This window comes from Geopseudomonas aromaticivorans (assembly GCF_019097855.1).
Taxonomy (GTDB): Bacteria; Pseudomonadota; Gammaproteobacteria; order Pseudomonadales; family Pseudomonadaceae; genus Geopseudomonas; species Geopseudomonas aromaticivorans.
In genome coordinates this window covers 1-25,226 of record NZ_JAHRGL010000012.1, presented here as the reverse complement: position 1 = coordinate 25,226, position 25,226 = coordinate 1, and the positions used below count along the sequence as shown (strand labels likewise).

Below are 25,226 nucleotides of genomic sequence, written 5' to 3'. Positions count from 1 at the left end.
AGCGCCAACGACCGCACCCGAGTCTTCCGTGGGAAGCTCGGGTGCGGTCGCACTCTACAGCGCGTCTGAAACGGCGGTTCTAGCGCAGGAAGCGGCGGACGAAGTCCTCGCGCAACTCGCGCTTGAGCAGCTTGCCGGAGGCGTTGCGCGGCAGCTCGGCGTGCTGGACCGAGAGATGCTCGGGCACCTTGAAGGCCGCCAGGTGTGCGGCGATGTGCGCGTGCAGCGCCACCTCGTCCACCCCGCTGCCCTCGCGCACCCGCGCCACCAGCGCCACCGTCTCGCCCATGCGCTCGTCCGGCACGGCGAAGGCGGCCGCCTCGATCACCCCGTCCAGACCACTGGCGCAGGCCTCGACTTCGGCGGCGGCGACCTTCTCGCCACCGCGGTTGATCAGGTCCTTGAGGCGGTCGGTGATGCGCAGGAAGCCCTCGTCGTCCACACAGCCGACGTCGCCGGTGGCCAGCCAGCCGCCGTGCAGCGCCTCGGCGGTGGCCTCCGGCTGTTGCCAGTAGCCGCGCATCAGGGTCGGCGAGCGCAGCCAGATTTCTCCGCTCGCGCCGGGCGCCTGTGGGGTGTCGGGCGAGTCGCCGATGCGCACCTCGACGATGGGCAGCGGCCAGCCGACCGTGGCCGGCTTGTAGACGAACTGGTCGCCGCCGATGGCCGCGCCCACGCCGTTGGTCTCGGTCATGCCGTAGCCGGCACCGCCGATGGCGTTCGGCTTGACGCTGGTGAGCTGCGCCAGCAGCCCCGGGTTGGCCGCCGCGCCGCCGAGGCCCAGTCCGAACAGGCTGGCGGTGGCCGCGCTGGCGAAGCGTGGCGCGGCCAGCAGCTGCTGCATCATCGCCGGCGAGCCGCTGAACTGGGTGCAGCGCTCGCCCTCGATCAGGTCGAGGGCGCGCTCGGCGTCCCACTTGTACATCAGCACCAGCCGCCGGCCACTGCGCAGGGCCAGCAGGAACTGCGCGTGCAGGCCGCTGACGTGGAACAGCGGCACGGCCATCAGGCTGGTCGGCGCGAAGCCGCTGGCCATTACCGCCTTGATGCGCTCGGGCGAACTCATCGCGGCGAAGGCGCCCTGGAACTCGAAGGCGGCCAGCGCCTGGCACACCGCACGGTGAGTGGACAGCACGCCCTTGGGCTTGCTGGTGGTGCCGGAGGTGTAGAGGATCAGCAGCGGGTCGTCAGGCTCGAAGAACGGCGGCGGCAGCAACTCCACCGCCTCGGCGAGCAGCGCGTCGTAGTCGCACACCCGCACGCCCTGCTCCGCCGCGCCGACCGCGATGGCCTGCAGGTCGAGACCATCCAGATCGCCCTCGACCAGCGCCAGGCGCGCCGCGTCACACAGCAGCACGCGCGAGCCGGAATCCTCCAGGCCGTGCAGCAGCTCCTCGCGCTGGCTCCAGCTGTTCAGCGGCACCACGATGGCACCGCTGGCCACCGTGGCGACGAAGGACACCAGCCAGGCCGGCTGGTTGCGCATGGCAATCGCCACGCGGTCGCCCTTGCGCACGCCGAAGCGTGTGCGCAGCTGCGCGGCCAGGCGGTCGACCTGGGCGAAGAACTCGCTGAAGGTCAGCCGCTGCTCCTCCCAGACCACGAATTCGCGCTCGCCGTGGGCGCGCCCGGCGTTCAGCGCGGTCAGCAGGTCCGGTTGGGCGTTGCGAAAATAGCGCGGGCCGCCGTCACCGTCGCTGACCACCTCGTAGGGCGAGCCGGGGCCGCTCAGTTGCCGCCAGGCGGCTTGCCAGTTTTCCACGGTCATCTGCCGTTTCCCCTCTTCAGGCCTGCGCGCCGTAGCGCTGGCAGTGATAGTCGCTGTCGCCGAGGCAGGCCTGGGCGACGCGGATGCGCTTGAGGTACAGGCCGACGTCCAGCTCGTCGGTGACGCCGATGCCGCCGTGCATCTGCACCGCCTCGTTGCTGACCTTGTCGGCGGCGATGCCGGCCTTCCACTTGGCCAGGCTGGCCAGGCGACCGCGCTCGGCGGCGTCCAGGCTGGCGTCGTCAAGGGCGGCGAGGCCGGCCATCACCGCGCTGCGCGCCAGCGCCAGCTCGACGTACAGGCGCGCGGCGCGGTGCTGCAGGGCCTGGAACGAGCCGATCGGCGCGTCGAACTGCACGCGGGTCTTCAGGTAGTCGAGGGTGGTTTCGAACAGCTGCTGGGCGGCGCCAAGCAGTTCGGCGGCCAGGCACACGCGACCGCGATCCAGCGCCGTCTCCAGCGCCGGCAGGCCGTTGTCGAGTTCGCCGACCAGTGCGTCCGCGCCAACCAGCACGCCGTCGAACTGCAGGCGAGCGCAGTTGCGCGAGTCGATCAGCGCCGCCGGGGATACCGTGAGCCCCGGAGCGCCGGCCTCGACCAGCAGCAGCGACAGGCCATGGGCCTCGCCGCGCTGCCCGGCCGTGCGCGCCAGCACCAGGTAGGCATCGGCGCCCGCACCGTCGACCACGAACAGCTTGGCGCCGGACAGACGCCAGCCGCCTTCGCAGCGCTCGGCGCGCAGCTCAGAGGCCAGCGGGTCGTGACGGGCACCCTCGTCGATGGCCAGCGCCAGGCGCTTGTCGCCGCCGATCAGCGCCGGCAGCCAGCGCTCCTGCTGTTCGGCACTGCCGGTCAGCTGCAGCAGCGAACCGCCGAGCACCACGCTGGACAGCAGCGGGCTGGCGCTGAGGTTGCGGCCGATCTGCTCGAACAGCGGGCCGAGGCTCTGGCAGCCGAAGTCCAGGCCGCCGAACGCTTCGGGGAACGGGATTGCGCTCCAGCCCAGCTCGACCATTTCGCTCCACAGCGCGGGGTCGAAGCCGAGCGGCGCGCGCTCGTCGCGCAGGCGGCGCTGCGCGGCCACCGGGCTGCGCGCGGCGAGGAACTCGCGCGCGGTGTCGGCCAGCAGCCGTTGTTCTTCGTTGAAAATCAGGCTCATGGCGTGTTCCTCACTTGGCGTCCGGCAGGCCGAGCACACGCTTGGCGATGACATTGAGTTGAACTTCCGAGGCGCCGCCGGCGATGGTGAGGGCGAAGCCGTTCAGCCAGGCCTTGGTGATCGCCAGCTCCTCGCCGGTGAAGGCGTCGCCTTCCCAGCCGAGGGCGTGGTAGCCGAGGGTGTCGAGGAGGATCTCGAACTTCTCGCGATCCTGCTCGCTGTGCACCAGCTTCATGATCGCCATCAGGCCGGAGATGTCCTGGCCGCTGCGCGCTTCCTCGCCCATGCGCTGCACGGTGAGGCCGTAGGCGTGTTCGTCCATCGCGCAAGCCAGCGCGCGGGCGCGCAGGGCCTGGTCGGCCGCGCTGCGCGGCTCGGGCAGGTAGCGCTCGACCAGCGGCAGCAGGTGGAAGTGGTTCGGCAGGCTGGTTTCGCCGAACTTGGACATGGCCTTGCGCTCGTGCTGCAGCAGGCTCTTGCCCAGGGTCCAGCCGCCGTTGAGCGGGCCGATCAGCTGGCTCTTGGGCACCTTGACGTTGTCGAAGAACACCTGGCAGAACGCCGATTTGCCGCTGATCAGGTCGATGGGGCTGACGCTGATGCCCGGCGAGCGCATGTCCAGCACGATCAGGCTGATGCCCAGATGCTTGGGCGCGCTGGCGTCGGTGCGCACCAGGGCGTACATCCAATCGGACTTGTCGCCGTAGGAGGTCCAGATCTTGGTGCCGTTGACCACGAAGTGGTCGCCCTCGTCGCGGGCGCTGGTCTTCAGGCTGGCCAGGTCGGAGCCGGCGTTGGGCTCGGAGAAGCCCTGGCACCAGCGGATCTCGCCGCGCGCCATGGGGGTGAGCAGGTCGCGCTTCTGCTGCTCGCTGCCGTATTCGAGCAGCACCGGGCCGAGCATCCATATCCCTAAGTTGATCTGCGCCGGCCGGCACTTGAGGCGGCGCAGCTCGCTTTCCAGCACCGCCAGCTCGGCCGGCGACAGCCCGCCGCCACCGTACTCGCGCGGCCAGTCGGGGCAGAACCAGCCCTTGTCGCGCATGCGCTCGAACCACAGGCGCTGGTCTTCACTGCTGAATTCGATCTTGCTGCCGCCCCACACCAGCTCGCCCTCGGGCGTCGGGGTGCGCAGCGATGGCGGGCAGTTGGCTTCGAGCCAGGCCCGCGTTTCCTGGCGGAAATCGTCGATTGCGCTCATCTGTTGTTGTCCTTCTGTCGTGCGCCGGGGGCCATGCCCCCAGCGGCAATGTAGCGGATTTCGCCCTGCATCTCCCAGTACGGCACTCGGGTAGTACCCGTAAGGGCGAATTTATTCGCCAATAGCCCGTGGCAAGACGAATGAATACGCCCCTACAAGGACTTACCAAGCTCGGCCCCCCCACTCCTTTGCATGAGGCCAACTTCCCGGCCTGTAGGGGCGAATAAATCGCCCCTACACTCAGCGGACGGTACGCGGCATGCCGAGGCCGAACTGGGCGATCAGCTCGCGCTGGATTTCGTTGGTGCCGCCGCCAAAGGTCAGGGTCACCGAGGCGCGCACCTCGTAATCCAGCTCGCCCTGCAGCAGGGAAGCCGCCGAGCCCTCGCGGATCAGGCCGTTGGCGCCGACGATCTCCGACAGCTTGCGCAGGATCTCGATGGCCGACTCGGCGCCGTAGACCTTGGTGGTCGAGGCCAGCGCCACATCCATCTGCCCGTGCTCGAGGTCGGCGGCGATGCGGAAGTTGATCAGCCGCATGGCCTCCAGGCGCGCGTAGCACTCGGCCAGCGCACTGCGCACCCAGCCGTTATCGACGGCGCGGCGACCCTGTTCGTCCGCGCTCTTCGCCCACAGGTAGACGCGGCGGAACAGCCCGGCCACCTTGTCCGACCAGGAACCGAGGCCCAGACGCTCGTGGTTGAGCTGCGCGGTGATCAGCCTCCAGCCGCCGTTGAGCTCGCCCACCAGCATGTCGGCCGGCACGCGGACGTTGTCGTAGTAGGTGGCCGCGGTGGGGTTGCTGCAGGTCGGGATCACCGTGGTCGAGAAGCCGGGCAGCTTGGTGTCGAGGATCAGGATCGACACGCCCTTGTGCCGCGGGCGCTCCGGGTCGGTGCGCGCGGCCAGCCAGATGTAGTCGGCCGCCTCGGCGCCGGAGGTCCACAGCTTGTTGCCGTTGACCACGAAGTGGTCGCCCTCCGGGCGCGCGGTGGTCTTCAGCACGGCCAGGTCGGAGCCGGCATCCGGCTCGGAGTAGCCGATGGCGAAGATGATCTCGCCGGCGGCGATGCCGGGCAGGAACTTCTCCTTCTGCAGCGCGGTGCCGTACTCCATCAGCGCCGGACCGACGGTGCTGATGGTGACGAAGGGCAGCGGCGCGCCGGCGATGTTGGCCTCCTCGAAGAAGATCAGCTGCTCGGTGGCCGCGTAGCCCTGGCCGCCGTGTTCCTTCGGCCAGCCCACCGCCAGCCAGCCGTCGCGGCCCATCTGGCGGATGGTCTGGCGGTACAGGTCGCCGCCTTCCTTGCCGCGCAGCTGGCTGCGCAGCTCGGGAGTCATCAGGTTCTGGAAGTAGTCCCGCACCTTCAGGCGCAGGGCGTGTTGCTCGGGGGTCAGATCGACGAACATGTCGCGCTCCTCATGCTGCGCCCAGGATCAGGCCGCTGGTCGGTACGCCGGTGCCGGCGGTGACCAGCACGTTCTCCGCGCCGGCAACCTGGTTGACCGCGCTGCCACGCACCTGGCGCACGCCCTCTGCCACGCCGTTCATGCCGTGGATGTAGGCCTCGCCGAGCTGGCCGCCGTGGGTGTTGATCGGCAGGCTGCCGCCGCGGGCGTGCAGGCCGTCGCGGATGAAGTCCTTGGCCTCGCCGCGCTTGCAGAAGCCGAACTCCTCCAGCTGCGGCAGCACGAACGGGGTGAAGTGGTCGTAGATCACTGCGGTCTGGATGTCCTGCGGGCCGAGGCGCGACTGGGCGTACAACTCCTTGGCCACCACACCCATCTCCGGCAGGCCGGTGATGTCCTCGCGGTAGAACGAGGTCATGCTCTGCTGGCCTTCGGCGATGCCCTGCGAGGCACCCTTGATGATCACCGGTTTCTGCTTGAGATCGCGGGCGCGTTCGGCCGAGGTGATGACCATGGCCACCGCGCCATCGGACTCCTGGCAGCAGTCGAGCAGGTGCAGCGGCTCGCAGATCCAGCGCGAGGCCTGGTGCTCCTCGAGGGTGATCGGCTTGCCGTAGAAGAACGCCGCCGGGTTGGTGGCGGCGAAGTCGCGCACCGCCACGGCGACACGGCCGAAGTCCTCGCTGGTAGCGCCGTAGGTGTGCATGTAGCGCTGGGCGAACATGCCGACCCAGGCCGCCGGGGTGTGGAGGCCGTGCGGCATGTACCAGCCGTAGTTGACCGCGTCGAAGATCGGCGCGCCGCCGAAGTCGTGCGGCTTGCCGAAGCGGTACCAGGAGCGCTCGTTCATCGCCCGGTACACCACCACCACCTTGGCCACGCCGGTAGCCACGGCCATCGCCGCGTGCATGATCGGCGCACAGGCGCCGCCGCCGCCGTGGGGGATCTGCGAGAAGAACTTGACGTTCTTGCAGCCGAGCAGGCGCGCCACCTCGTATTCGGGCACGTTGTCCATGGTGTAGGAGCTGAAGCCCTCCACCTCGGACGGGTCGATGCCGGCATCAGCCAGCGCGCCCAGGGTGGCTTCCATGGCCAGGCGCAGCTCGGTGCGCCCGGAGTTCTTGGAGAATTCGGTCGCGCCGAGGCCGACGATGGCCGCGCGTCCGGAAATCGAATTGGTCGTCATATCCTGTCTCTCCTGCGCCTTACGGCAGCACCAGGGTGGCCGTGCCGGTCACGTGGTTGCCCATGGAGTTCTTGCCCTTCAGCGTCACCTGCACGGTGCGGCTGGCCTCGTCGCGTGCGCTCACCTCGCCACTGAAGGTCATGGTGTCGCCCGGGTAGTTGGGCGCGCCCAGCTTGATCTTCAGATCCTGGAAGCGCGCGCCGTGGCCTGCCCAGTCCTCCACATAGCGCTGCGCCAGGCCGCTGGTGGTGAGGATGTTCATGAACACGTGCGGCGAGCCGAGCTGGCGCGCGGCGTCTTTGTCGTGGTGGCCGGGGAAGTAGTCGCGGGTGGCGATGGCGCCGGCGGTGATCAGCTGCACGGTGATCGGGATCGCCAGCTCCGGCAGCGCCTGGCCGGGGAGCACTTCGTCAAATGCCTTGGTTTTCTTCGAGGTCATATTTCCATCCCAGCTTGTCGTTGTTGGCCAGCCAGTCGCCGAGGCGCTCGAGGGTCGCGGCTGCGCCACCGAGGGTGATGCCCAGGGCGCGGCTCCAGTAGAGGTAGCGGTGGATCGGATAGGTCAGGTCGACGCCGATGCCGCCGTGCACGTGTTGCGCCTTGTGGCCGACCAGATGGCCGGCCTCGCAGGCGAGGTATTTGGTGGCCAGCGCCTCGGAGGTCGCCGGCAGGCCGGCGTCGAGGCGCCAGACCAGCTGCCAGAGCGCCGAGCGCAGGGCTTCGACGGCGATGTGCGCGTCGGCCATGCTCATCTGCACCGCCTGGAAGCTGCCGATGGCGCGGTCGAACTGGCGGCGCTCGCTGACGTACTCGACGGTGCGGCGGATCTGTTCGGCGGAAACACCCAGCTGCAGGGCGGCCAGCGCGGCGATGGCGCGGCTTTCCAGCCAGTCCAGCGCGGCGGCCGGCAGCAGCGCCGCGGCCGGCACCAGCACGGAGTTGAAGCGCAGGTCGGCGACCGCCTCGCCCTGGGTGAACACCCCGGCGGTCTTGTCGATGCCGGCGGCGTTGAGGTCGACCAGCAGCAGGCGCGGCGCGCCGGCCACCTTGGCCAGCAGCAGCGCCTGGCAGACATTGGCGCCCAGCGGCACGGCAGACACCGTGCCGTCCAGCTGCCAGCCGCCGGCGACTTCCGTGGCCTGCAGGGCGATGCCCTGGGCATTGGCCAGACCGTCGAGCGCCAAGGTCAGCAGGCGGCGGCTCTCGGCGGCGGCCTGCACGGTCTCGGCGCTGCTGTCGGCGGCGAATTTGGCCAGGGTCGCGGCGGCCAGCTGGTGGCGCCACAGCGGTACCTGGCCGAGCGCGCGACCCTGGGCCTCCAGCACCAGCATCAGCTCGGTCATGCCCAGGCCGCTGCCGCCGAAGTCCTCGGGGATGGCCAGGGAATGCAGGCCGGTCTCCACGCAGCTCTTCCACAGCTCGGCCATGAACGGCTCGCCGCTGGTGTCGAAGGCGCGCAGGCGGTCGTCGCTGCAGTAGTCGGCGAACAGGCTGCCGGCCATGTCGGCGATGGCGCGCTGTTCTTCGTTCAGTTGGAAATCCATGCTCGGCTCCTCACTGCGCCACCGGCCGGAACATCGGCAGGATCAGCTCGTCGTCGAAGGTGTGGAACTCGACCTGCACGGCCTGGCCGATGGCCAGCTCGTCGCGCTTGACGCCGACCAGGCCGGCGGGCAGGCGCACGCCCTCCTCCAGCTCGATCAGGCCGATCGGGTTCGGGTAGTCGAACGGCGGCACCTCGGGGTAGTGCATGACCACGAAGGAATAGATCGTGCCCTTGCCCGAGGACTGCACGCTGTCCCAGTCGAAGGAGTGGCAGCTGGAGCACACCGGACCCGGTGGATGGCGCAGGGTGTTGCAGGCGGTGCAGCGCTGGATCAGCAGCTTGCCCTCGGCGCAGCCTTCCCAGAAGAAGCGGGTGTCGTCGCTGATGCCGGGCTTGGGCCGCTTGAACTTCGGCACCGCGGACGCGCCGTCGCCCTCCGCGGCCGGCTTGACCGGATTGGCCGGGCGGAACTTGAACACACGGAACAGCAGCTGGCCGACCTTCTCGTCGCCCTCCGGCTGCTCGGAGAAGAAGGTCATCACCAGGGTGACGAAGTAGCCGGTGCCCAGCGCGGTGGTCTTCTCGTCGCCCACCGCGTCCAGGCGGGTGGTGTAGTAGAGCTTCTCGCCGAGCTTCACGTAGCGGTCGAAGCTCAGGTCGGAGTTGACCGCCACCACCGAGGCGAAGCCGTTGGCTTCCAGCAGCTTGAGCACCTCGTAGGGGTTCTCGTCGGTCGAGCCCGGCGCGTAGTTGTTCATGTGCAGGCCTTCCAGGCACCAGGCCTGCAGCATCGCCGGCGGCGCGACGATGCCGTCGTGCTCGCTGGTCGCCGCGTAGTCGGCGTCGAGGTACAGCGGGTTGTCGATGCCCATGACCTCGCACCACTGGCGGATCATCGGCGCGTTGACCGCGTCCCAGGCGTAGACGCGACCGTACTCGCGTCCCACCATGGCCCGCACGGCGGGCATGAATTCTTGTTCAGCCAAGATGTTCTCCTCGGAGTTGAGGGCGCACCGCCGCACGGCGGACGCGCCGGCTTCGGTCATTGATGGGCGGAATTGGCTGCGGCAAGGAATGCGGGACTCTCCCCGCCCCCGTGCAGCAGGAGGTTGCAGCCGCTGGCGTAGCCGGCCAGCGGGGAAGCGATGTACAGGCAGGCGTTGCCGATGTCCTCGGGACTGGCCATGCGCCCGGCCGGGATGGTGGCGGCGACCGCGGCGATGCCCGCCTCGTCGCCGTAGTGCAGGTGCGCCTGTTCGGTCTGCACCAGCCCCGGACTGACGGTGACCACGCGCACCTTGGGCGCCCACTCCACCGCCAGCGAGGTCACCAGCGCCAGCACGCCGGCCTTGGCTGCGCCGTAGGCGGCGGTGCCCGGCGAGGGGCGCAGGGCGCTGATGCTGCCGATGAACACGATCACCCCGCCCTGCTCCTGGCGCTGCATCAGCCGGTTGGCGTGCTGGGCGACGTTGAGCGGGGCGATCAGGTTGAGGCGGATGATGCCCTCGTGGTAGCGCGGCGAAGCCTCGGCGGCCAGCACGTGGGGGCTGCCGCCGGCGTTGTTGACCAGCACGTCGAGCCGCCCGCAGCGCTCCTCGATCACCGCGAACAGGGTGGCCAGCGAATCGCTGTCGCGCACGTCGGCGGGGAGGAACTCGGCCTGGCGGCCGTCGGCCTCCGGCAGTGTCTCCGGGGCGTTGCGACCGCAGACCAGCACGCGGGCGCCGGCGGCGAGAAAGCTCTGCGCGATGGCCGCGCCTATGCCCTTGGTGCCGCCGGTGACCAGCACCACCTTGCCGGCGAAATCGAGGTTCTGAGTAGCCATTGCATGCTCCTTGATAGCTGCATGGCTTCACTCTAGGGACTGCCCCTCGCCGAACTCGTCGTTCAAATGGACGATGAGTGACGGCGGCACACCTGCGAACAATGCCGCCATCCCTCCTGCCTTATAGAGAGGCCGCGCATGGCCGCCGACAACCTCCTCCCCGTGCTTCTCGACTTTCCCGCCGAAGGCGTCGCGCGCCTGCGCTTGAACCGCCCGCAGGCCACCAACGCCCTGAGCCTGGAACTGCAGGCGCTGCTCTCACGGCACTTCGCCGAACTGGGCGAGGACGCGGCGGTGCGCTGCATCGTGCTCACCGGCGGCGACAAGGTGTTCGCCGCCGGTGGCGACATCACCAGCATGGCCGGCGTCGGTGCCATCGACATCTACCAGCGGCATACTGAGCGGGTCTGGGCGCCGATCCAGCACTGCCCCAAACCGGTGATTGCCGCGGTATGCGGCTACGCCTACGGCGGCGGCTGCGAGCTGGCTATGCACGCCGACATCATCGTCGCCGGGCGCGGCGCGCGCTTCTGCCAGCCGGAAATCCGCATCGGCATCATGCCCGGCATCGGCGGCACCCAACGCCTGGTGCGCGCGGTGGGCAAGGCCAAGGCGATGCGCATGGCCCTCACCGGCGCGCCGATCAGCGCCGAGGAGGCCTGGGTCGCCGGGCTGGTCAGCGAACTGGTGGATGATGCCGAGGTGCAGGAACGCGCCCTGGAGATGGCGCGCGACATCGCCGCCATGCCGCCACTGGCCGCCGAGCAGATCAAGGAAGTGATCCTCGCCGGCATGGACGCCTCGCTGGAGGCGGGCCTGGCCCTGGAACGCAAGGCCAACGCCCTGCTGTTCGCCTCGCGCGACCAGAAGGAAGGCATGCAGGCGTTCATCGACAAGCGCAAACCGCGCTTCGAGGGGCGCTGAGGCAATTCCCTGCCGGGCGATCTCATTCGCGCCTACGAGAGCTCACCTCGGCCGTCGTGACAGCCCGCTCAGCTCACCGCCAGCTTGTCCTGCACCGACAGGCGCATCACGTAGCCGAGCTTGACCAGCGACGGGCCGACGATGGTCAGCATGTGCGCGCCGACCACCAGGCGCAGGCCTATCTGCTTGTCGAAGCCGTAGGCGCCGAGCACGCCGACGATCAGGATCGCCACGCCGGCCAGGATCAGGTTGTTCGCCAGATTGAAGACGTTTGCCGGGGATTCGAGCACACCAGACATTTCAGGTACCTCCACAACGGGTTTCAGCAGTTGCAGAAGACCAATCAGGAAGCGTGCCAGGCGTGCGGGGACTTGCAGATCAATAACCTAGTGCAATGATCAGGTATTTGCGGTCAAAGCGACACGCACATTTGCGTGTCGTCCCGACTACAAAGCGAGTCGGAATGACCCGAACACCTTGCCGTAGGGTGCGCCATGCGCACCGGCCAGTGAGCCGTTGATCCGCATGCGGACAAGGTGCGCACGGCGCACCCTACGCGGAGCGGCCGAGTCAGCCGGCACGCCGGTATTTTTCGGCGTACTCCTTAGCCAGTCCTTTCGCTCGGGCCAGATCTTCGGCGGACAATTCCGCCTCCAGCTCTACCAACGCCTTGACGGTCAGTTGTCGTGCTTCGGGTGGTAGCGGTTTGTCGCTGGTCGTCACCAGTGATATCCAGGCATATGCCTGTGCCTTGTCCTGGGCCACTCCCTGTCCCTTGTAATAGATGCCACCGAGGAAGGCCTGCCCCCGCGCATCGCCCTGCTCGGCTGCCTTGCGGAACCAGTTCGCCGCCTGCGGGTAATCCTGCTCCATACCGATTCCGCGATAGAGCATCAAGCCGATACCGGCCTGCGCCTCTGCATTGCCCTGCTCCGCCGCCTTGCCCAGCCAGTTCGCGGCCTGAACCAGATCCTGCGGCATCCCCTTGCCCAGCGAATACATCTTGCCGAGGTCCAGCTGGGCCTGAGCATCGCCCTGTTCCGCTGCCTGACGATACCAGTGTGCGGCTGCCGCGAGGTCTGCCGGCGCACCCTTGCCGTCGGCATACATGTTGCCCAGGTGGCGCTGGGCCTCGGCATCACCCTGCTCGGCGGCCTTGCGATACCAGCGCGCGGCCCGCGCCAGATCCCGGGAGACACCCCTGCCGTGGTAGTACAGGCTGGCGAGATAGCGCTGGGCCACGGCATCTCCCTGTTCGGCGGCCTTGCGATACCAAGCGGCCGCCTGCGCCGGATCCTGCGGCAGGCCCTTGCCGTAAGCGTACATGGCCGCCAGCTGGAGCTGGGCCTGGCTATCCCCCTGCCCAGCCGACTTGCGATACCAGTCGGCTGCCGTCTCGAGGTTCGCTGCCACGCCCTTGCCGCTGTAGTACATGCCGGCAAGGTAGAGCTGGGCCTTGGCATCGCCCGCTTCGGCTGCCTCGCGATAGGCGGCCAGCGCCTTGCCGAAGTCCTGCGGCACGCCATTGCCGTGGTAATAACGATTGCCGAGCTGCACCAGGGACTGGACATCGCCCAGTGCGGCACGCAGTTGAATGGTCGTCACCTCGAGCGAGGCGGCCTGAACCTGGGCAAGGGGATGGAGCAGACAGGTGGCGAGGAAAAGCGTGCGGATATTCATGAAAGATCCCAGTCCGTTGGAATCGGCACAGCCTACCCAAAGGGGTGGTCCGAATCTGCAGCGATAGTGTGAACCAGTCGGCAATCGCCTGGTTTCAAGCGGCCTCTCCCGAGCATGCGAGCTATCAGCAAGCGGCACCCTCCGCATTGGCCGTCGCCCAAATCTCCAAGGCCAGCGCCGCAATCACCGCCAGCAGGCCTGTCACGCAATGCTAAACGTCTGTCGCTGGATGGTAAGCAGTTGCCAGCACCAGTCCCTAGATTGCCTGCCCATCCGGCCACGCGATCCAGCCTCTGTTGCGGATGCGGGACCTCATTTGCAGAACATCGGGTAAAACAATGCACAACATGCCGCCCTTCTCCGCCTTCTTCTCGGCCAACCTGCCTTTCGTTGCCCGCGCAGCCCTGGAGCCATTGCGCTCCTGGGTCCGCCAGAGCCCCTGGTTCCGGGACCATGACACCGATGCCTGGTTCGAGGTCGACGCCGCCGCCCTTGAGTGCCTGCAGAGCGAATACAACGGCGAGTGGGCCACGCTAGGCATGCAGATGCTCACTCAGCAGCCGTTCGCCTTCACCGACTCGCGCTTTGCCGGCAGCGCCTGGAACCAGCCGCTGTTCGGTTCGCTGGCGGCGCTCTACCTGCTCAACTCGCGCTTCCTGATGCGTCTGCTCGATCTGCTGCCAATCGACTCGGCCAAGCTGCGCACGCGACTCGCCTTCCTGGTCGAGCAACTGATCGCCGCCGGGGCGCCGAGCAACTTCCTGGGCAGCAACCCGGAAGCGCTCGAGCGCGCGATAGACACCGGCGGGGCCAGCCTGTTCAGCGGCCTGCTGCACCTGGCCAGCGACCTCAAGGAAGGCAAGCTGCGCCAGTGCGACAGCGCTGCCTTCGAAGTGGGCGTCAACCTGGCCACCACGCCCGGCCAGGTGGTCTACCAGAACCCGCTGTTCCAGCTGATCCAGTACGCGCCGCAGAGTGCAACCCAGTACAAGCGTCCGCTGCTGCTGGTGCCGCCGGCGATCAACAAGTACTACATCCTCGACATGCAGCCGGAGAGTTCCTTCGTCCGCAATGCGCTGGAACAGGGCCATCCGGTGTACCTGGTGTCCTGGCGCAACGCCGACGAAAGCCTCGCCGCCACCACCTGGGACGACTACGTCGAGCAGGGCATCGTCGAGGCGATCAAGGTCACCCAGGCGATCAGCGGCGAACAGCAGCTCAACCTGCTCGGCTACTGCGTCGGCGGCACCCTGCTGGCCTGCGGCCTCGGCGTGCTCGCCGCGCGTGGCGAAAAGCCGGCGGCCAGCCTGACCCTGCTGGTCACCCTGCTCGACTTCGAGGACCCCGGCGTGCTCGGGGTGTTCATCGACGAGAAGATCGTCCGCTATCGCGAGCACGCCATCGGCGGCGCGGGCGGCCACTATGGCCTGTTCCGCGGCGAGGACATGGGCAACACCTTCTCTCTGCTGCGCCCCAACGAGCTGTGGTGGAACTACGGCGTCGACAAGTACCTCAAGGGCCAGAAGCCGCGCTCGCTGGACCTGCTCTACTGGAACAACGACCACACCCATCTGCCCGGGGCCATGTACTGCTGGTACCTGCGCCACACCTACCTGCAGAACGAGCTGAAGACCGGCAAGCTCGAGGTCTGCGGTGAAACCCTCGACCTGTCCAGACTGGACATGCCGACCTACGTTGTCGGCGCCCGCGAGGACCACATCGTGCCATGGCGCAGCGCCTTCACCAGCGCACGTCTGCTCAAGGGGCCGACCCGCTTCGTGCTCGGCGCTTCGGGCCACATCGCCGGCATCATCAACCCCGCCTCGAAGAACAAACGCAACTACTGGACCAGCGATGCGCTGCCGGCCGATCCGGATCAGTGGCTGGAAGGCGCTACCGAACAACCCGGCAGCTGGTGGCTCGACTGGACCCACTGGCTGGGCCAGCATGCCGGCAAACAGGGCAAGCCGATCACCCGCCTCGGCTCGGCCGACTACCCGCCGCTGGAGCCCGCCCCTGGCCAGTACGTGCTGGCCCGCAGCTGAGCCAAGCGCCCTTAATCCAGCGCCACCACGCTGCACAACAGCAATTGCACCAGCGCGGTCTGCCGTTTCACCCCGGTCTTGGCGAATACCGCGCGCAGGTGGCTGCGCGCGGTGTTGCGGCTGATGCCCAGGCGCGTGGCGCTTTCCTCGAGGGTCAGGCCTTCACCGAGCAGCACGGCGAGCGAAGCCTCGGCCGGGGTGAGCTGGTAGAGCTGGCGCAGCAGGGGTTCGGAGGGCTGTGCCGGGCGGCTGCTGTCGCGCAGGATCAGTTCGACGGCGGCCGCGCGGCCGGCTTCGGCAGCCAGCGGGATGCTGCGTACCAGCACGCTCAGCCCGCCGGGCTGGCCCCCGCGGTCGAGTGCGATGGCTTCCACCAGGCCGCTGCCGTTGCGTCCGGCGGCGGCCTGCTTGATCAGCCGCCACAGGCGGCGGTCGTCGCGCGGGGCGACGGCTTCGAGCATGCCGTTGTGCAATTGCAGGCTGTCGCCTTCGGCGAGGATGGCCTCGGCGGCCCGGTTGATCCGGCAGATACCACCGGCCTCGTCGAGCAGGATCGAGCCGATGCCCATGCGCTCCAGGGTGCCGACGTACAGCCGGCAGGCACTCTCCACCCGGTCGAGGTGGGCGTACAGGCGCAGCGCGCGGCGCAGGTGTGGCAGCAGCAGGCCGCACAACGCCCGCTCCGTCTCGCTGAATGGCCCGCTCTGCGGCGGACGGCTCAGGCGCAGGCGGAATTCGCGCTCGCGGCCGTCGTCGCTGCGGATGTCGGCGCCCATCATGTAGCGCACCTGCAGCGGTTCGAGAAAATCGCGGTAGATCACGCTGGCCAGCCATTCGCCCTCGTCGATCAGCTCCTCGAGCATCACCACGGTGTCGCGCGGCAGGTTGACGAACGGGTCGACCGCGTACAGCGAGCTGCTGTAGAGGGCGTGGATGTGCGGCCGCGCCTCGCCGGCGAACACCACCATGCCGCGATCCTCGGCGCTCGGCAGGCGGATGGTCAGCGAGGCGTAGTTGGCGCGGAACTGCCGGCGCAAGGCGTCGAGCAGCGCGTTCCACGGCTTGTCCTCGAGCAGGCCGTCGTAGACCAGGCCGATCAGCCCCTGCAGTTCGGCGTAGCTGGTGCCTGCGGCGAGGCAAGGGGCGCACGCGCCCCCTGCCCCGTCCATCAGAGCCCGCCTCGGCGCGCGGCTTCCGGCCCGAACATCGCCGCCCGGAAGTTCGGGGCGTTCAGCTTGTAGCCCTTGGGCTGCTCGTTGATCAGGTTGAACGCCAGGTAGGTGTTCTCCAGCAGGTCGTGGTACAGGCCGACGCCAGCCTGTGGCGTCTGGGTCTCGTAGGCGTAGAAGAAGTTGAGCATCGAGGTGCGCCACAGCTCGCCGCGGCTGTCGTAGTTGTCGGCGACGATGGGGAACCAAGTGTCCTCGTCGATGTACAGGCGACGCTTGCCGTACAGGTGACGGTAGTCAGCCTTGAGGGTGCCTTCCAGTACCCACACGCGGTGCTTCTCGTAGCGCATGTGGGTGGGGTCGATATGCCCCGGCTTGATCAAGTCGGCGTACTTGAGCTCCGGCGAGTGGATTCGATAGGCGTTGTAGGGGATGTACAGCTCCTTCTTTTCGACGATCTTCCAGTCGTAGCGCTGGCCGGAACCGTTGAACAGACGCACCTCGTCCACGGTGATCGAGCCGCCGGAACCGGGAAACGCCATGTCGAAGCCATAACCGGGGGCCTGGCGCACGCGGCGGGTGCCCGGGTCGTAGCGCCAGCTCTGGCGCGGCTCGGTTTTGTCGTTCCAGAACTCCATGCCGGTGTTCACCTCGCCCTTGTCGCGCAGCGGCAGCAGGGTCTGGTTGAGGTAGAACGACGACTGGCCGCTGGTGTCGCCGATGCGGCCCGGCTCCAGGTGCGGCGCCAGGTTCTTCGAGTGGACGCGCCCCCAGTTGACCTTGCCGTCGCGCAGCACATAGGCGTTGTCCGAGATGTATTCCTCGGTCCACGGGCGCACGGTGAACAGCGAGGCGTTCTTCAGCAGCTCCAGGCCATTCTTCGGCATCGGGAAGGGCGTGCCGCCGGTCTTGGCCACCACGCCTTCGCCGTCATCGGTCAGGTGGGCGTAGCCGACGTTGGCCTTGGTCGCCTCGCACACACTGTCGTTGAAGCGGAAGTCGCGATGCGACGGATAGACCGGCATGCGGAAGGTGTCCGGATACAGCTTGAACAGCGCCTTCATGCCATCGGTGAGGTGCTGTCCGTGCTCGGCCATGTTGGCCGCGGTGATGGTGAACAGCGGCTTTTCGTCCGCGTAGGGATCGAGCGGATGGTTACCGGTGCCCTGGAAATTCACATGCGGCGGCGCGCCCAGCCACTTGCCGGAGTACTCAGGAATGCTGCCGTCGGCGTTGCCGGCGCGCTCGGCGCCCATGCAGGTGTAGGTGCTGCTGTCCAGCTTGGCCCGTTCCTCGGCCGAGGCATTGGCCAGCGCCGGCATGGCGCCGAGCGCGAATAGCGCGCCGCAGGCGATGGCGAGTTGCGTGTGCTTCTTCATGGGTCCATCCCCTTCTTAATAGGTGTACTTGGCGTTCAGCGACACGTAGTCGCGATCCGCCAGGGTGCGGCCGTTGGCGATGTCGGCCGAGCCGAGGTAGCCGACGTAGGTCATGCCGACCTGGAAGTTGCCCAGGTACTTGAAGTCGCCGCCGACTGTGACGCGCTTCTCGTCGCGGCCCAGGCCGGACAAGGCGCTGCCGGAGACGTTCTGGTTCCAGAACACCTTGGTGGTCAGGTCCCAGCCGCTGAACAGGCTCGGGTAGTCGAACATCGCGCCGACGCCGAGCAGCGTGCTGCCGCGGGTCTGGCCGTCGTACTCGAACTCGTCGAAGCTGCCGTTCTGCCCCGGCATCCCGCCGCTGACGTGTAGGGTGTCGACGCTGTCGATGCGCTGGTGCATCACCTCGCCCATCAACGTGGTCTGGTGGGCCAGGGCGCTCGGGCCGAGGATGTACACGGCATTGAGGTTGCCCTGGATCAGGTTGCCGCGGGTCGGCGCGCCGTTGGACAGGTACACCGCGGCGTCCTCGCGGTAGCTGAGGTCACTGCCGATCTGCACCGCATCGCCGAGCTTGGTGCTCAGGCTCACCCCGGTGAGGGCGATGTCGTCGAAGTAGCCGAGCTGGTAGGCCGGCGCGTTACCCGCCCCGGTGCCGCGGCCGACGTCCTTGAGCGAGGAGTACTGGGTGCTGCCGGTGAAGTCGAAGAACAGCGCCGCCACGCGGTCGTGGTAGCGGTAGTGGTAGAGACCGACCTCGGTGTTCTGGGCCAGCTGGTAGCGCAGGCCCAGGCCCCACTGGCCGTCGTCGTCCGGCTCCACCTCGCCAGCGTAGTTGACCACCCGGAAGCTCTGGTCCGGCAGATTGCCGATCACCCCCGGCGCCAGGCGGTAGAACTCCGCGCCCGGGCCGAAGTAGTCGCTGCCGAAGTAGTCGCCCACGGGGCTGAGCAGGGTCTCTTCCCACTTGTACTGCCAGAAGCCCACCAGGGTCAGGTCGTCGGTCAGCGTGTAGCTGGCCGATACCTGGCCGACCGGCAGGTAGGCGTCCTTGGCCTCGGTGCCCGGCACGTTGAACTTGGTGGCGTCCACTGGCGCCTGGCCCTGGCTGATGTTCGGCCAGAACAGGCTCTCGCCCCAGGCCACCAGGTGACGGCCGGCCTTGGCCGACAGGTAGTGGCCGTCCATGTCCCAGCTGCCGAACACGAAGGCGTCTAGCAGGCGGAACTCGCCGCCGCTGCGCTCGCGGGTCTTCTCGGTGAAATGGTCGTGGGCGCCGATCTTGTTGACGGTCAGCGGCGAGTCGTTGTCGTTGCTGCTCCGGTAGGCCGCATCGTAGAAGTGGCTGGCGCGCAGCATGGCGCCGAGGTTGTCGTGGCGCAGCAGCGCCTCGCCGAACAGGCTGACCCGGTTGGTGATCAGCGAGCCGCGGTCGAAGTTGCGCGTGCCGTCATCGGCGTTGAGATCGTTGAGGTACTCGTCGTCGGCCTTCTCGGTCCGCATCGAGGCGGTGTAGTTGACCGTCAGCGACGACTCGAGGGTGGTCGACTCGCCGAGTTCGACGGTCGGCAGGGCGTTCACCGCCCCGCTGCTCAATGCCACGGCGACTGCGAGCAACTCGCGCAGGTACGGCGGCTGGCCGGCGCGCCGGCACTCCTTTCTTGCTGCCTTGGGCATACTGCCTCCGGATTATTGTTGTTCTGGCATTGCAGGCCCGCGCTCGGGCAACGCCACCACGCGGGCAGGTCCATGGCCCCGCCGCGCGTGGAACCGGCGCGGCGGGGACGGGGTCAGTGTGGGAAGGGGGCGGGTGCCGGCACATCATCCATTTGAGGGAGATTCGGGCGTGATGTGCTCGACAGTACGTCCGGGGGGCGCCTGTTCGCGCTTACGGGCGCCGCGAAACACTGCAGCCCCCTTGCCGTCGCTCCCGCGCAGGCGGGAGCCCAGATGCCTCCCCTCTGGATTCCCGCCTGCGCGGGAATGACGAGCTCTTCAGCGCTGCTCCGGAGGGCCAGCGCAGCAGATCCAGGGCAGGCCCTCAGCCCGCCGGCGCGTTGAACCCCACGCCGAAATCATGGCCCCACACGCTCACCTCGCTGGCCTCGTAGACGCTGTGCCGCGTCCAGTCGAGGACCAAGCCGCCGAAGCCGTACTCGATGGCGAAGCCCGAGGGGGTGGCCATGTAGAAGGAGGTCATGCGGTCGTTGACGTGCTGGCCGAGGGTGGCCATCAGCTTCACGCCCGCGCGCTGCATGCGGTCGTGGGCGCGGCCGACCTCCACGAGGTTGTCCACCTCGACCATCAGGTGCACGCAGCCGCTCGGCACCGGCGCGCCGAACAGCGCCAGGCTGTGGTGGCGGCCGTTGTTGCAGTGCAGGAAGTAGATGGGGATGGCCGGGGCGTCCGGCACGGGGCGGAAGCGGTGGATGTCGGACAGGCCGAAGCCCATGACATCGCGCAGGAACGCCCAGGTTTCCTCGAAGTTCGCCGCCGGCAGCACGGTATGCCCCATACCCAGCTCGCCGGTGACGAAGCCCGGCACGCCGGCCGGCGAGACGAAGCGGCGAAAGTCCGAACACACGCCCCACACCAGCTCGTGCAGGTTGCCGGACGGGTCGCGCAGGCTGGCCAGGCCGTTGACCCGGCGCACCGAGCACAGCTCGGCGCAGCCGCGCTCGAACGGCACCCCGGCGCGCTCCAGCTCCGCGCAGGCCTGCTCGAAGGCTTCCTCGCCCGCCAGCTCCCAGCCGCTGGCCACGTAGCGGTCGGCCGGCCCGCTCGACACGAACAGGCGGAACGGCCGCTCGTCCATCTTGATATAGAGGTCGCCCAGCGGCCCCTCCTCCACCATCATGCCCAGCACCTGCTCGGCCTGCCGGCGCCAGGCGCCCAGGTCGCAGCTCGACGCCACCACATAGGCCAGTCCACGAATGTCCATCATCGGATTCTCCTCGTCGCGGCGCCGGGCGGGGCCATCGCATCGCCCCGCCCGGCGCACTGTTCGGCTATCAGCCGCGCAGGTGGCGCAGTTCCGGCTTCACGCCGACGTAGTCCATGTCGATCTCGTGCTCGTAGCGGCGGGTCGACTCCTCAGACGCCTCGTTGATCGGCTGGAAGAACTGGTCGTACCACTTGCGCGCGTGGTAGATCGGCCCGTCGCTCTCGCACAGCATCGGGTTGCCGATGCGCACCTTGTTGTCCCAGATGGCCACGTCGGTGCCCAGGGCGACGCACTGCAGCTCCGTCCACTCGGCGATCAGTTGCTGGTTCTCCGGCTTGCTCAGCCCCGGGATGTTCTTGGTCGCCACGCCGAAGTGCAGGGTGAAGCTGTTGTGATCGATCGCCGTGTTGCCGACGATGTAGATGGTCTCCATGTAGTGACCCTTGTACGGCCCCTTCAGCGACACCAGCAGCACGCCCGGCCCGTAGTAGGTGGCGTAGGTGATCACCGCCTCGCCCGCGCTCATGATCCGCGAGCCGGAGATCTGCACCTGAGTGGCCTTGTGGCCCTCGAACAGGTTGGCGAAGAACAGCGACGGTGACTGGTGGGTCTCGTCGAAGTGCCCCATGTCGACGATGTTGTCCACCAGCTCGCGGCTGTTGGCGTTGATCACCCACTCCGCCCAGTGCATCTCGCTGTACTCCGGCGAGTCCAGCTCCTCCAGGCGCGGGATCTCCTGGCCTTCGATCGGCGGGTTGCCATCCGGGTCGTGCCAGATGAACAGCGCCTCGTTCAGCTCGGCGGTGGCCCAGCGCCCCACCCGCGCCTTCGGCGGCACGCGCTTGCAGTAGGGAATGCTCACCGCCTTGCCCTCGCGGTCGAACTGCCAGCCGTGGAATGGGCACACCACCTTGTCGCCGTCCAGCCGACCGTGGCTGAGGTCGCCGCCCATGTGCGGGCACCAGGCGTCGAGCACCTGCAGCGCGCCGTCGGAGGTCTGGAACACCACCAGGCGGTAGCCGAAGGCGTTCACCGTGTGCGGCTTGCCATCCTTGTACTTCTGGGCCGAGCCCAGGCAGTGCCAGCCGCGGGCGTAACGCTCGGGGATCGGGTCGGCGATGATCTTTGCGCGGTTCATGGACATGATCGGGTCTCCTGGGCTCAGAGGAAGCTGTCGGTGGTGGTCTGGTCGGTGAGGGCGATGAAGCCGAAGGCGCGGCCGAACAGGTCGACGTTGTTGGCGATGTGCGCGCGGCCGGTGAACACGTCGAGGAAGATCCGCGTCAGCGGATTGCTGCGGTAGGTGCCGGTGGCGCCGCAGCAGCGCAGCAGCTCGTTGATGTGGTGGGCGCACTCGTTGGCCACCTGGGCGAGCTGGTAGCGCTGGCGCAACCGCTCGTTGACCGGCGCCGCCTCGCCACGCTCGGCATAACTCATCTGCACCTCGTAGTGGCGCTTGCGGTTCTCCACCATCTGCTCATGGGCCACCACCGCGCGGGCGTAGGCCAGTTGCGCGTTGGGATCGTCCACCGTGCGCATGCCGACGTTCTTGCTGATGCCCTGCTTGGCGTAGTCCTTGAAGTGCTGGATGGCCGCCGCCAGACCGCCGAGGCAGGCGTTGGATACCGCCGGGATGAACATCTGGGCGAACGGCACCCGGTACAGCGGCGCGTTGTTCAGCTCGCGGCCGGGGTTGGCCGCGTCGTCGTGCTGCTGGGTGGCGTGGGTGCGATGGAAGGGCACGAAGGCGTCCTCGACCACGATGTCGTGGCTGCCGGTGCCGCGCAGACCGATCACATCCCAGTTGCGCTCGATACGGAAATCGCTCTTCGGCACCAGGAAGGTGCGGTAGCTGTTGCCCTTGCCGGCGCCCGGCGTGATGTTGCCGCCGAGGAACACCCAGTCGCAGTGTTCGCAGCCGGTGGAGAAGCCCCAGCGCCCGCTGATGCGGTAGCCGCCCTCCACTTCCGTGACCCTGGCCACCGGCATGTAGGTCGAGGCGATCAGCGTCGAGGCATCCTCGCCCCACACCTCCTGCTGCGCCTGCTCGGGGAACAGCCCCAGCTGCCACGGATGCACCGCCACCACGCCGTACATCCAGGCGGTGGACATGCAGCCCTCGGCCAGCGTCTGCTGGATCTCGGCGAACACCTTGGGTCCGAACTCGAAGCCGCCGTGGCGCTTGGGCTGCATGACGCGGAACAGCTGCGCCTCCTGCAGCGCGGCGATCACCTCGTCGGCCACCTTCAGCTCGGCCTCGGCCTGCGCGGCACGCTCGGCCAGCAGCGGCACCAGCGCCCGCGCACGGGCCACCAGCTCCTCGGGGGAAATTCTTGTTGTTTGCTCCATCGACTCACCCATGGACTGCGGGAAAACGTCGCGGGCCGCCCGCGTTTCAGTGGCGGCTCGCCCTGTGTGACACGGGATGGATTCTTTGGCGGGGGCCGGGGGGCAACATCATCCGAATGGATTAGCCACGCGGGTAGTGGGGGTTTTGTTGATCTGGAGCAAATATATCGCGGCAATTGGCCGAAGGACGCTGCGGGTTGCTATAACAGCGCCGGGGCCGAGACGCCTCGCCAAGGACATCACCCGGTAAGGAGACCCCGCATGACCCGCCCAACCCTGCCCTTGATCCTCGCGCTGCTGCCGGCAACGCTGTGGGCGCAGGAGACCACCCCTGCCGGCGTCGGCTTCACCCACCACAACTGGCAACTGGCCTGCGACAACACCCGCACCTGCCGCGCCGCCGGCTACCAGAGCGACGACGACCAGCTCCCCGTGTCGGTGCTGCTAACCCGCAAGGCCGGCCCCCAACAGCCAGTCACTGGCCAGGTGAAGCTCGGCTACTTCGTCGACTACAGCGCGCTGGAGCAACTGCCAGCCGAGTTCCGTTTGGCGATGAGTATCAACCGCTGCGGCCTAGATGTGACCAGATGGAATTCTTTGGGGAGCCGGAGAACCACATCATCCGAATCTATGTTTCCACGCAAGCATCATGGATCATGTTGAGTTAGGGGAGAATTCATATTCATTCACCCAGCGGCCCACCAAACAATCCAGGTCAATTTAAAATTTACAATCAAGCAAAATTGAAAAAGGAGAAGTAAAGTTGGACGAGGGCAAGATTGCAGCTGAATTTATTTCAAGTAACTTGGATAAAATTTGGCAGCTTGGGAAAAGGGCATTTGGCTCGATTGATGAGACAGTCCAAATAAAGTTAAAAACCGCATACTCTGAATATCTACAAAACACGAGAGAAAAATACTCAAAATCAAAATCTTTTTTTATAAGAAATCAGGCGGTAGATCTTTATGACTACTACATCCCTACTGGGATTTACAGCGGAACCCAGAGCATACCAATCCCGAAATTCAACTCCTGCCTAGATTATTCAAATCGAATTGTAATAACCGGCACTGGCGGCAGCGGGAAAAGCGTGCTAATGCGGCATCTTTTTCTTGACTGTATGTCTCAAAAGAAATATGTACCAATTTTAATTGAGTTGCGTGATTTAAATTCTGGAAAATCCTCACTAGAGGATTACATCGTAGAAACACTCGACCTATATGGCTTTGACGTTTCCGGAAGCTATGTGGAAAAAGCCAAAAAAGAAGGCCATTTTTGTTTCTTCTTGGATGGCTATGACGAAGTCGATCACTCGTTAAGAAAGAACCTTATCAAGCAGATATTGAAATCCTCGGAAAAATTCAAAAACTGCCCAATCTTTATTTCATCAAGGCCTGACGATGTCTTCAATGGAATTGAAAGGTTTAGTGTTTTTCGAATGCAGCCGCTTGATTTAGAGTCTGCTTCAAATCTGATAAGTAAGCTTCCGTTCGACCAGGAAATAAAATATAAGTTCATTGGCGCCCTGTCAGATGGATTATTCGAAAAGCATGAGTCATTCTTATCAAATCCATTGCTTTTATCCATCATGCTGCTCACCTATGGCGAAAATGCTGAAATACCCTCGAAACTTAGCATTTTTTATAACCAAGCATACGAAGCTTTATTTCAAAGGCATGATGCAAACAAAGGTGGCTATAGTAGGAGCAGGAAGAGCGAGTTAGATATTCAGGATTTCTCTCGAGTCTTCTCGCTATTCGCGCTACAAACATATGATCGACGAATATTTAAAATGCCTAGAGTTGACTGCCTTCAGTTCATAGAGAAAGCAAAGGCATCCCTTAAGAAAGAATTCAAATCTGACGATTATTTGTCAGACTTACTAAGCGCAGCATGTCTTCTCATTGAAGACGGCTTGGAGATTGCTTTCTCGCACAGGTCGTTCCAAGAGTACTTTGTTGCACTTCACATCTCGTGCGCCTCCCCAGAGATCCAAGAAAGACTTATAAATAGATACTGGAAAAACATGACGTCAGACAACGTCATAAACTTACTTCTTGAGATAAACCCTGACCTGGTCGAAAGGGTCCTTATCACCCCAAAACTTAAGGATCTCTTCTCCGAAATAGGCGTCAGGGATAAAGTGGGAATTACTCATGCCGTGAAATATATGCAGCGCGCCTACGAATCCATAACACTGGACGAAGAAAAAATATACGCAACATACCCAGGAACAGAGGCAAACATATGCGCAATTATTCACATGGCGGTCTACATATGCGAAACATATAGTTTTCCAGAAGATGACTATTTCGAGGATAACCACAGATGGCTTCTTGAAAGGCACGGCAGTAAAGATGGGGAAATAAAACTCAAAACAGAAAGCGTTACATACAAGACGCCGCTAATGGCAGACATACTCAATTCTCGTGGCGCATTCTCTATTGGCTACTTGCAGGCCGCATACGACGCCTACAAAATACTCAAGCGTAAGAACGAAAGCGCCATTGACAGCCTAGGGAAGGTCTGAAATAGCCCTCCCCATTCGCGACAGACCTGCTCGGCAGGCCAAAATCGGGCTACTTCATCCCCCTGGACTCAGTTTCCTGCCCCCGAAGAGCATTTGCCGGGGGCTTCCCCT

Annotated in this window: 21 protein-coding genes; 4 read left to right on the top strand and 17 right to left on the bottom strand. The window is 65.9% G+C overall.

The genetic code is table 11. The features are described 5' to 3' along the window. Nucleotides 1-79: 79 nt before the first annotated feature. The 9 genes from KRX52_RS04705 to KRX52_RS04665 all read right to left on the bottom strand — a co-directional run bounded on the left by KRX52_RS04705 (nucleotide 80) and on the right by KRX52_RS04665 (nucleotide 10,095). Entirely contained in the window at nucleotides 80-1,768 is a 1,689-nt protein-coding gene (locus KRX52_RS04705) for a class I adenylate-forming enzyme family protein (protein ID WP_217680009.1), read from the bottom strand. A gap of 16 nt (nucleotides 1,769-1,784) precedes the next feature. Next, entirely contained in the window at nucleotides 1,785-2,927 is a 1,143-nt protein-coding gene (locus tag KRX52_RS04700) for an acyl-CoA dehydrogenase family protein (RefSeq protein ID WP_217680008.1), read from the bottom strand. A 10-nt stretch (nucleotides 2,928-2,937) separates the two neighbouring features. Further along, nucleotides 2,938-4,128: an acyl-CoA dehydrogenase family protein gene (locus KRX52_RS04695; protein ID WP_217680007.1), complete on the bottom strand. Its 1,191-nt coding sequence runs from the start codon at nucleotides 4,126-4,128 to the stop codon at nucleotides 2,938-2,940. 240 nt (nucleotides 4,129-4,368) lie between these two features. After that, nucleotides 4,369-5,538: an acyl-CoA dehydrogenase family protein gene (locus tag KRX52_RS04690; protein WP_217680006.1), complete on the bottom strand. Its 1,170-nt coding sequence runs from the start codon at nucleotides 5,536-5,538 to the stop codon at nucleotides 4,369-4,371. Nucleotides 5,539-5,548: 10 nt separating this feature from the next. Beyond that, nucleotides 5,549-6,724: a lipid-transfer protein gene (locus KRX52_RS04685; protein WP_217680005.1), complete on the bottom strand. Its 1,176-nt coding sequence runs from the start codon at nucleotides 6,722-6,724 to the stop codon at nucleotides 5,549-5,551. 19 nt (nucleotides 6,725-6,743) lie between these two features. After that, nucleotides 6,744-7,163 carry a MaoC family dehydratase gene (locus KRX52_RS04680; protein ID WP_217680004.1) on the bottom strand — a complete coding sequence of 140 codons (420 nt, stop codon included), beginning with the start codon at nucleotides 7,161-7,163 and terminating at the stop codon, nucleotides 6,744-6,746. Next, complete coding sequence (locus KRX52_RS04675; protein ID WP_217680003.1) at nucleotides 7,135-8,268, bottom strand: acyl-CoA dehydrogenase family protein; 1,134 nt, start codon at nucleotides 8,266-8,268, stop codon at nucleotides 7,135-7,137. The genes KRX52_RS04680 and KRX52_RS04675 overlap by 29 nt, the downstream gene beginning before the upstream one ends. Before the next feature lie 10 nt (nucleotides 8,269-8,278). Beyond that, on the bottom strand, nucleotides 8,279-9,238 hold the full coding sequence (locus KRX52_RS04670) for a bifunctional MaoC family dehydratase N-terminal/OB-fold nucleic acid binding domain-containing protein (protein WP_437439687.1): 960 nt from the start codon (nucleotides 9,236-9,238) through the stop codon (nucleotides 8,279-8,281). A 74-nt stretch (nucleotides 9,239-9,312) separates the two neighbouring features. Continuing rightward, nucleotides 9,313-10,095, bottom strand: a complete 783-nt coding sequence (locus KRX52_RS04665; RefSeq protein WP_217680001.1) for an SDR family oxidoreductase — start codon at nucleotides 10,093-10,095, stop codon at nucleotides 9,313-9,315. Between the two features lie 138 nt (nucleotides 10,096-10,233). Between KRX52_RS04665 and KRX52_RS04660 the strand changes: the two genes are divergently transcribed. Beyond that, the gene (locus tag KRX52_RS04660; protein WP_217680000.1) at nucleotides 10,234-11,019 is read left to right on the top strand and encodes an enoyl-CoA hydratase; all 786 of its coding nucleotides are present in this window, start codon (nucleotides 10,234-10,236) and stop codon (nucleotides 11,017-11,019) included. A 68-nt stretch (nucleotides 11,020-11,087) separates the two neighbouring features. Here KRX52_RS04660 and KRX52_RS04655 read toward each other — a convergent pair whose 3' ends face one another. Then, a complete protein-coding gene (locus KRX52_RS04655) occupies nucleotides 11,088-11,318 on the bottom strand; it encodes a hypothetical protein (protein WP_217679999.1) in 231 nt (76 codons plus the stop codon). A gap of 271 nt (nucleotides 11,319-11,589) precedes the next feature. Further along, nucleotides 11,590-12,699, bottom strand: a complete 1,110-nt coding sequence (locus KRX52_RS04650) for a tetratricopeptide repeat protein (RefSeq protein WP_217679998.1) — start codon at nucleotides 12,697-12,699, stop codon at nucleotides 11,590-11,592. A 338-nt stretch (nucleotides 12,700-13,037) separates the two neighbouring features. Between KRX52_RS04650 and phaC the strand changes: the two genes are divergently transcribed. Continuing rightward, nucleotides 13,038-14,744, top strand: coding sequence for a class I poly(R)-hydroxyalkanoic acid synthase (gene phaC, locus KRX52_RS04645; RefSeq protein WP_217679997.1), 1,707 nt, complete (start codon nucleotides 13,038-13,040; stop codon nucleotides 14,742-14,744). An 11-nt stretch (nucleotides 14,745-14,755) separates the two neighbouring features. Here the strand turns inward: phaC and KRX52_RS04640 are convergent, their stop codons facing one another. The 6 genes from KRX52_RS04640 to KRX52_RS04615 form a co-directional block, all read right to left on the bottom strand. Continuing rightward, the gene (locus KRX52_RS04640; RefSeq protein ID WP_217679996.1) at nucleotides 14,756-15,913 is read right to left on the bottom strand and encodes a helix-turn-helix transcriptional regulator; all 1,158 of its coding nucleotides are present in this window, start codon (nucleotides 15,911-15,913) and stop codon (nucleotides 14,756-14,758) included. Then, nucleotides 15,913-17,235 carry a DUF1329 domain-containing protein gene (locus KRX52_RS04635; protein ID WP_437439686.1) on the bottom strand — a complete coding sequence of 441 codons (1,323 nt, stop codon included), beginning with the start codon at nucleotides 17,233-17,235 and terminating at the stop codon, nucleotides 15,913-15,915. The genes KRX52_RS04640 and KRX52_RS04635 overlap by 1 nt, the downstream gene beginning before the upstream one ends. A gap of 72 nt (nucleotides 17,236-17,307) precedes the next feature. Then, entirely contained in the window at nucleotides 17,308-18,969 is a 1,662-nt protein-coding gene (locus tag KRX52_RS04630; protein WP_217679994.1) for a DUF1302 domain-containing protein, read from the bottom strand. 364 nt (nucleotides 18,970-19,333) lie between these two features. Beyond that, nucleotides 19,334-20,236 carry a VOC family protein gene (locus KRX52_RS04625; protein WP_217679993.1) on the bottom strand — a complete coding sequence of 301 codons (903 nt, stop codon included), beginning with the start codon at nucleotides 20,234-20,236 and terminating at the stop codon, nucleotides 19,334-19,336. A gap of 67 nt (nucleotides 20,237-20,303) precedes the next feature. After that, nucleotides 20,304-21,380, bottom strand: a complete 1,077-nt coding sequence (locus tag KRX52_RS04620; protein ID WP_217679992.1) for a 3-ketosteroid-9-alpha-monooxygenase, oxygenase component — start codon at nucleotides 21,378-21,380, stop codon at nucleotides 20,304-20,306. A gap of 17 nt (nucleotides 21,381-21,397) precedes the next feature. Next, a complete protein-coding gene (locus KRX52_RS04615; protein ID WP_254797400.1) occupies nucleotides 21,398-22,597 on the bottom strand; it encodes an acyl-CoA dehydrogenase family protein in 1,200 nt (399 codons plus the stop codon). Nucleotides 22,598-22,846: 249 nt separating this feature from the next. On the opposite strand from KRX52_RS04615, the gene KRX52_RS04610 reads away from it, so the two are divergent. Together KRX52_RS04610 and KRX52_RS04605 are read left to right on the top strand one after the other, a co-directional pair. Continuing rightward, the gene (locus tag KRX52_RS04610) at nucleotides 22,847-23,248 is read left to right on the top strand and encodes a DUF1176 domain-containing protein (protein WP_217679991.1); all 402 of its coding nucleotides are present in this window, start codon (nucleotides 22,847-22,849) and stop codon (nucleotides 23,246-23,248) included. Between the two features lie 100 nt (nucleotides 23,249-23,348). After that, the gene (locus tag KRX52_RS04605) at nucleotides 23,349-25,115 is read left to right on the top strand and encodes an NACHT domain-containing protein (protein WP_217679990.1); all 1,767 of its coding nucleotides are present in this window, start codon (nucleotides 23,349-23,351) and stop codon (nucleotides 25,113-25,115) included. Nucleotides 25,116-25,226 lie beyond the last annotated feature (111 nt).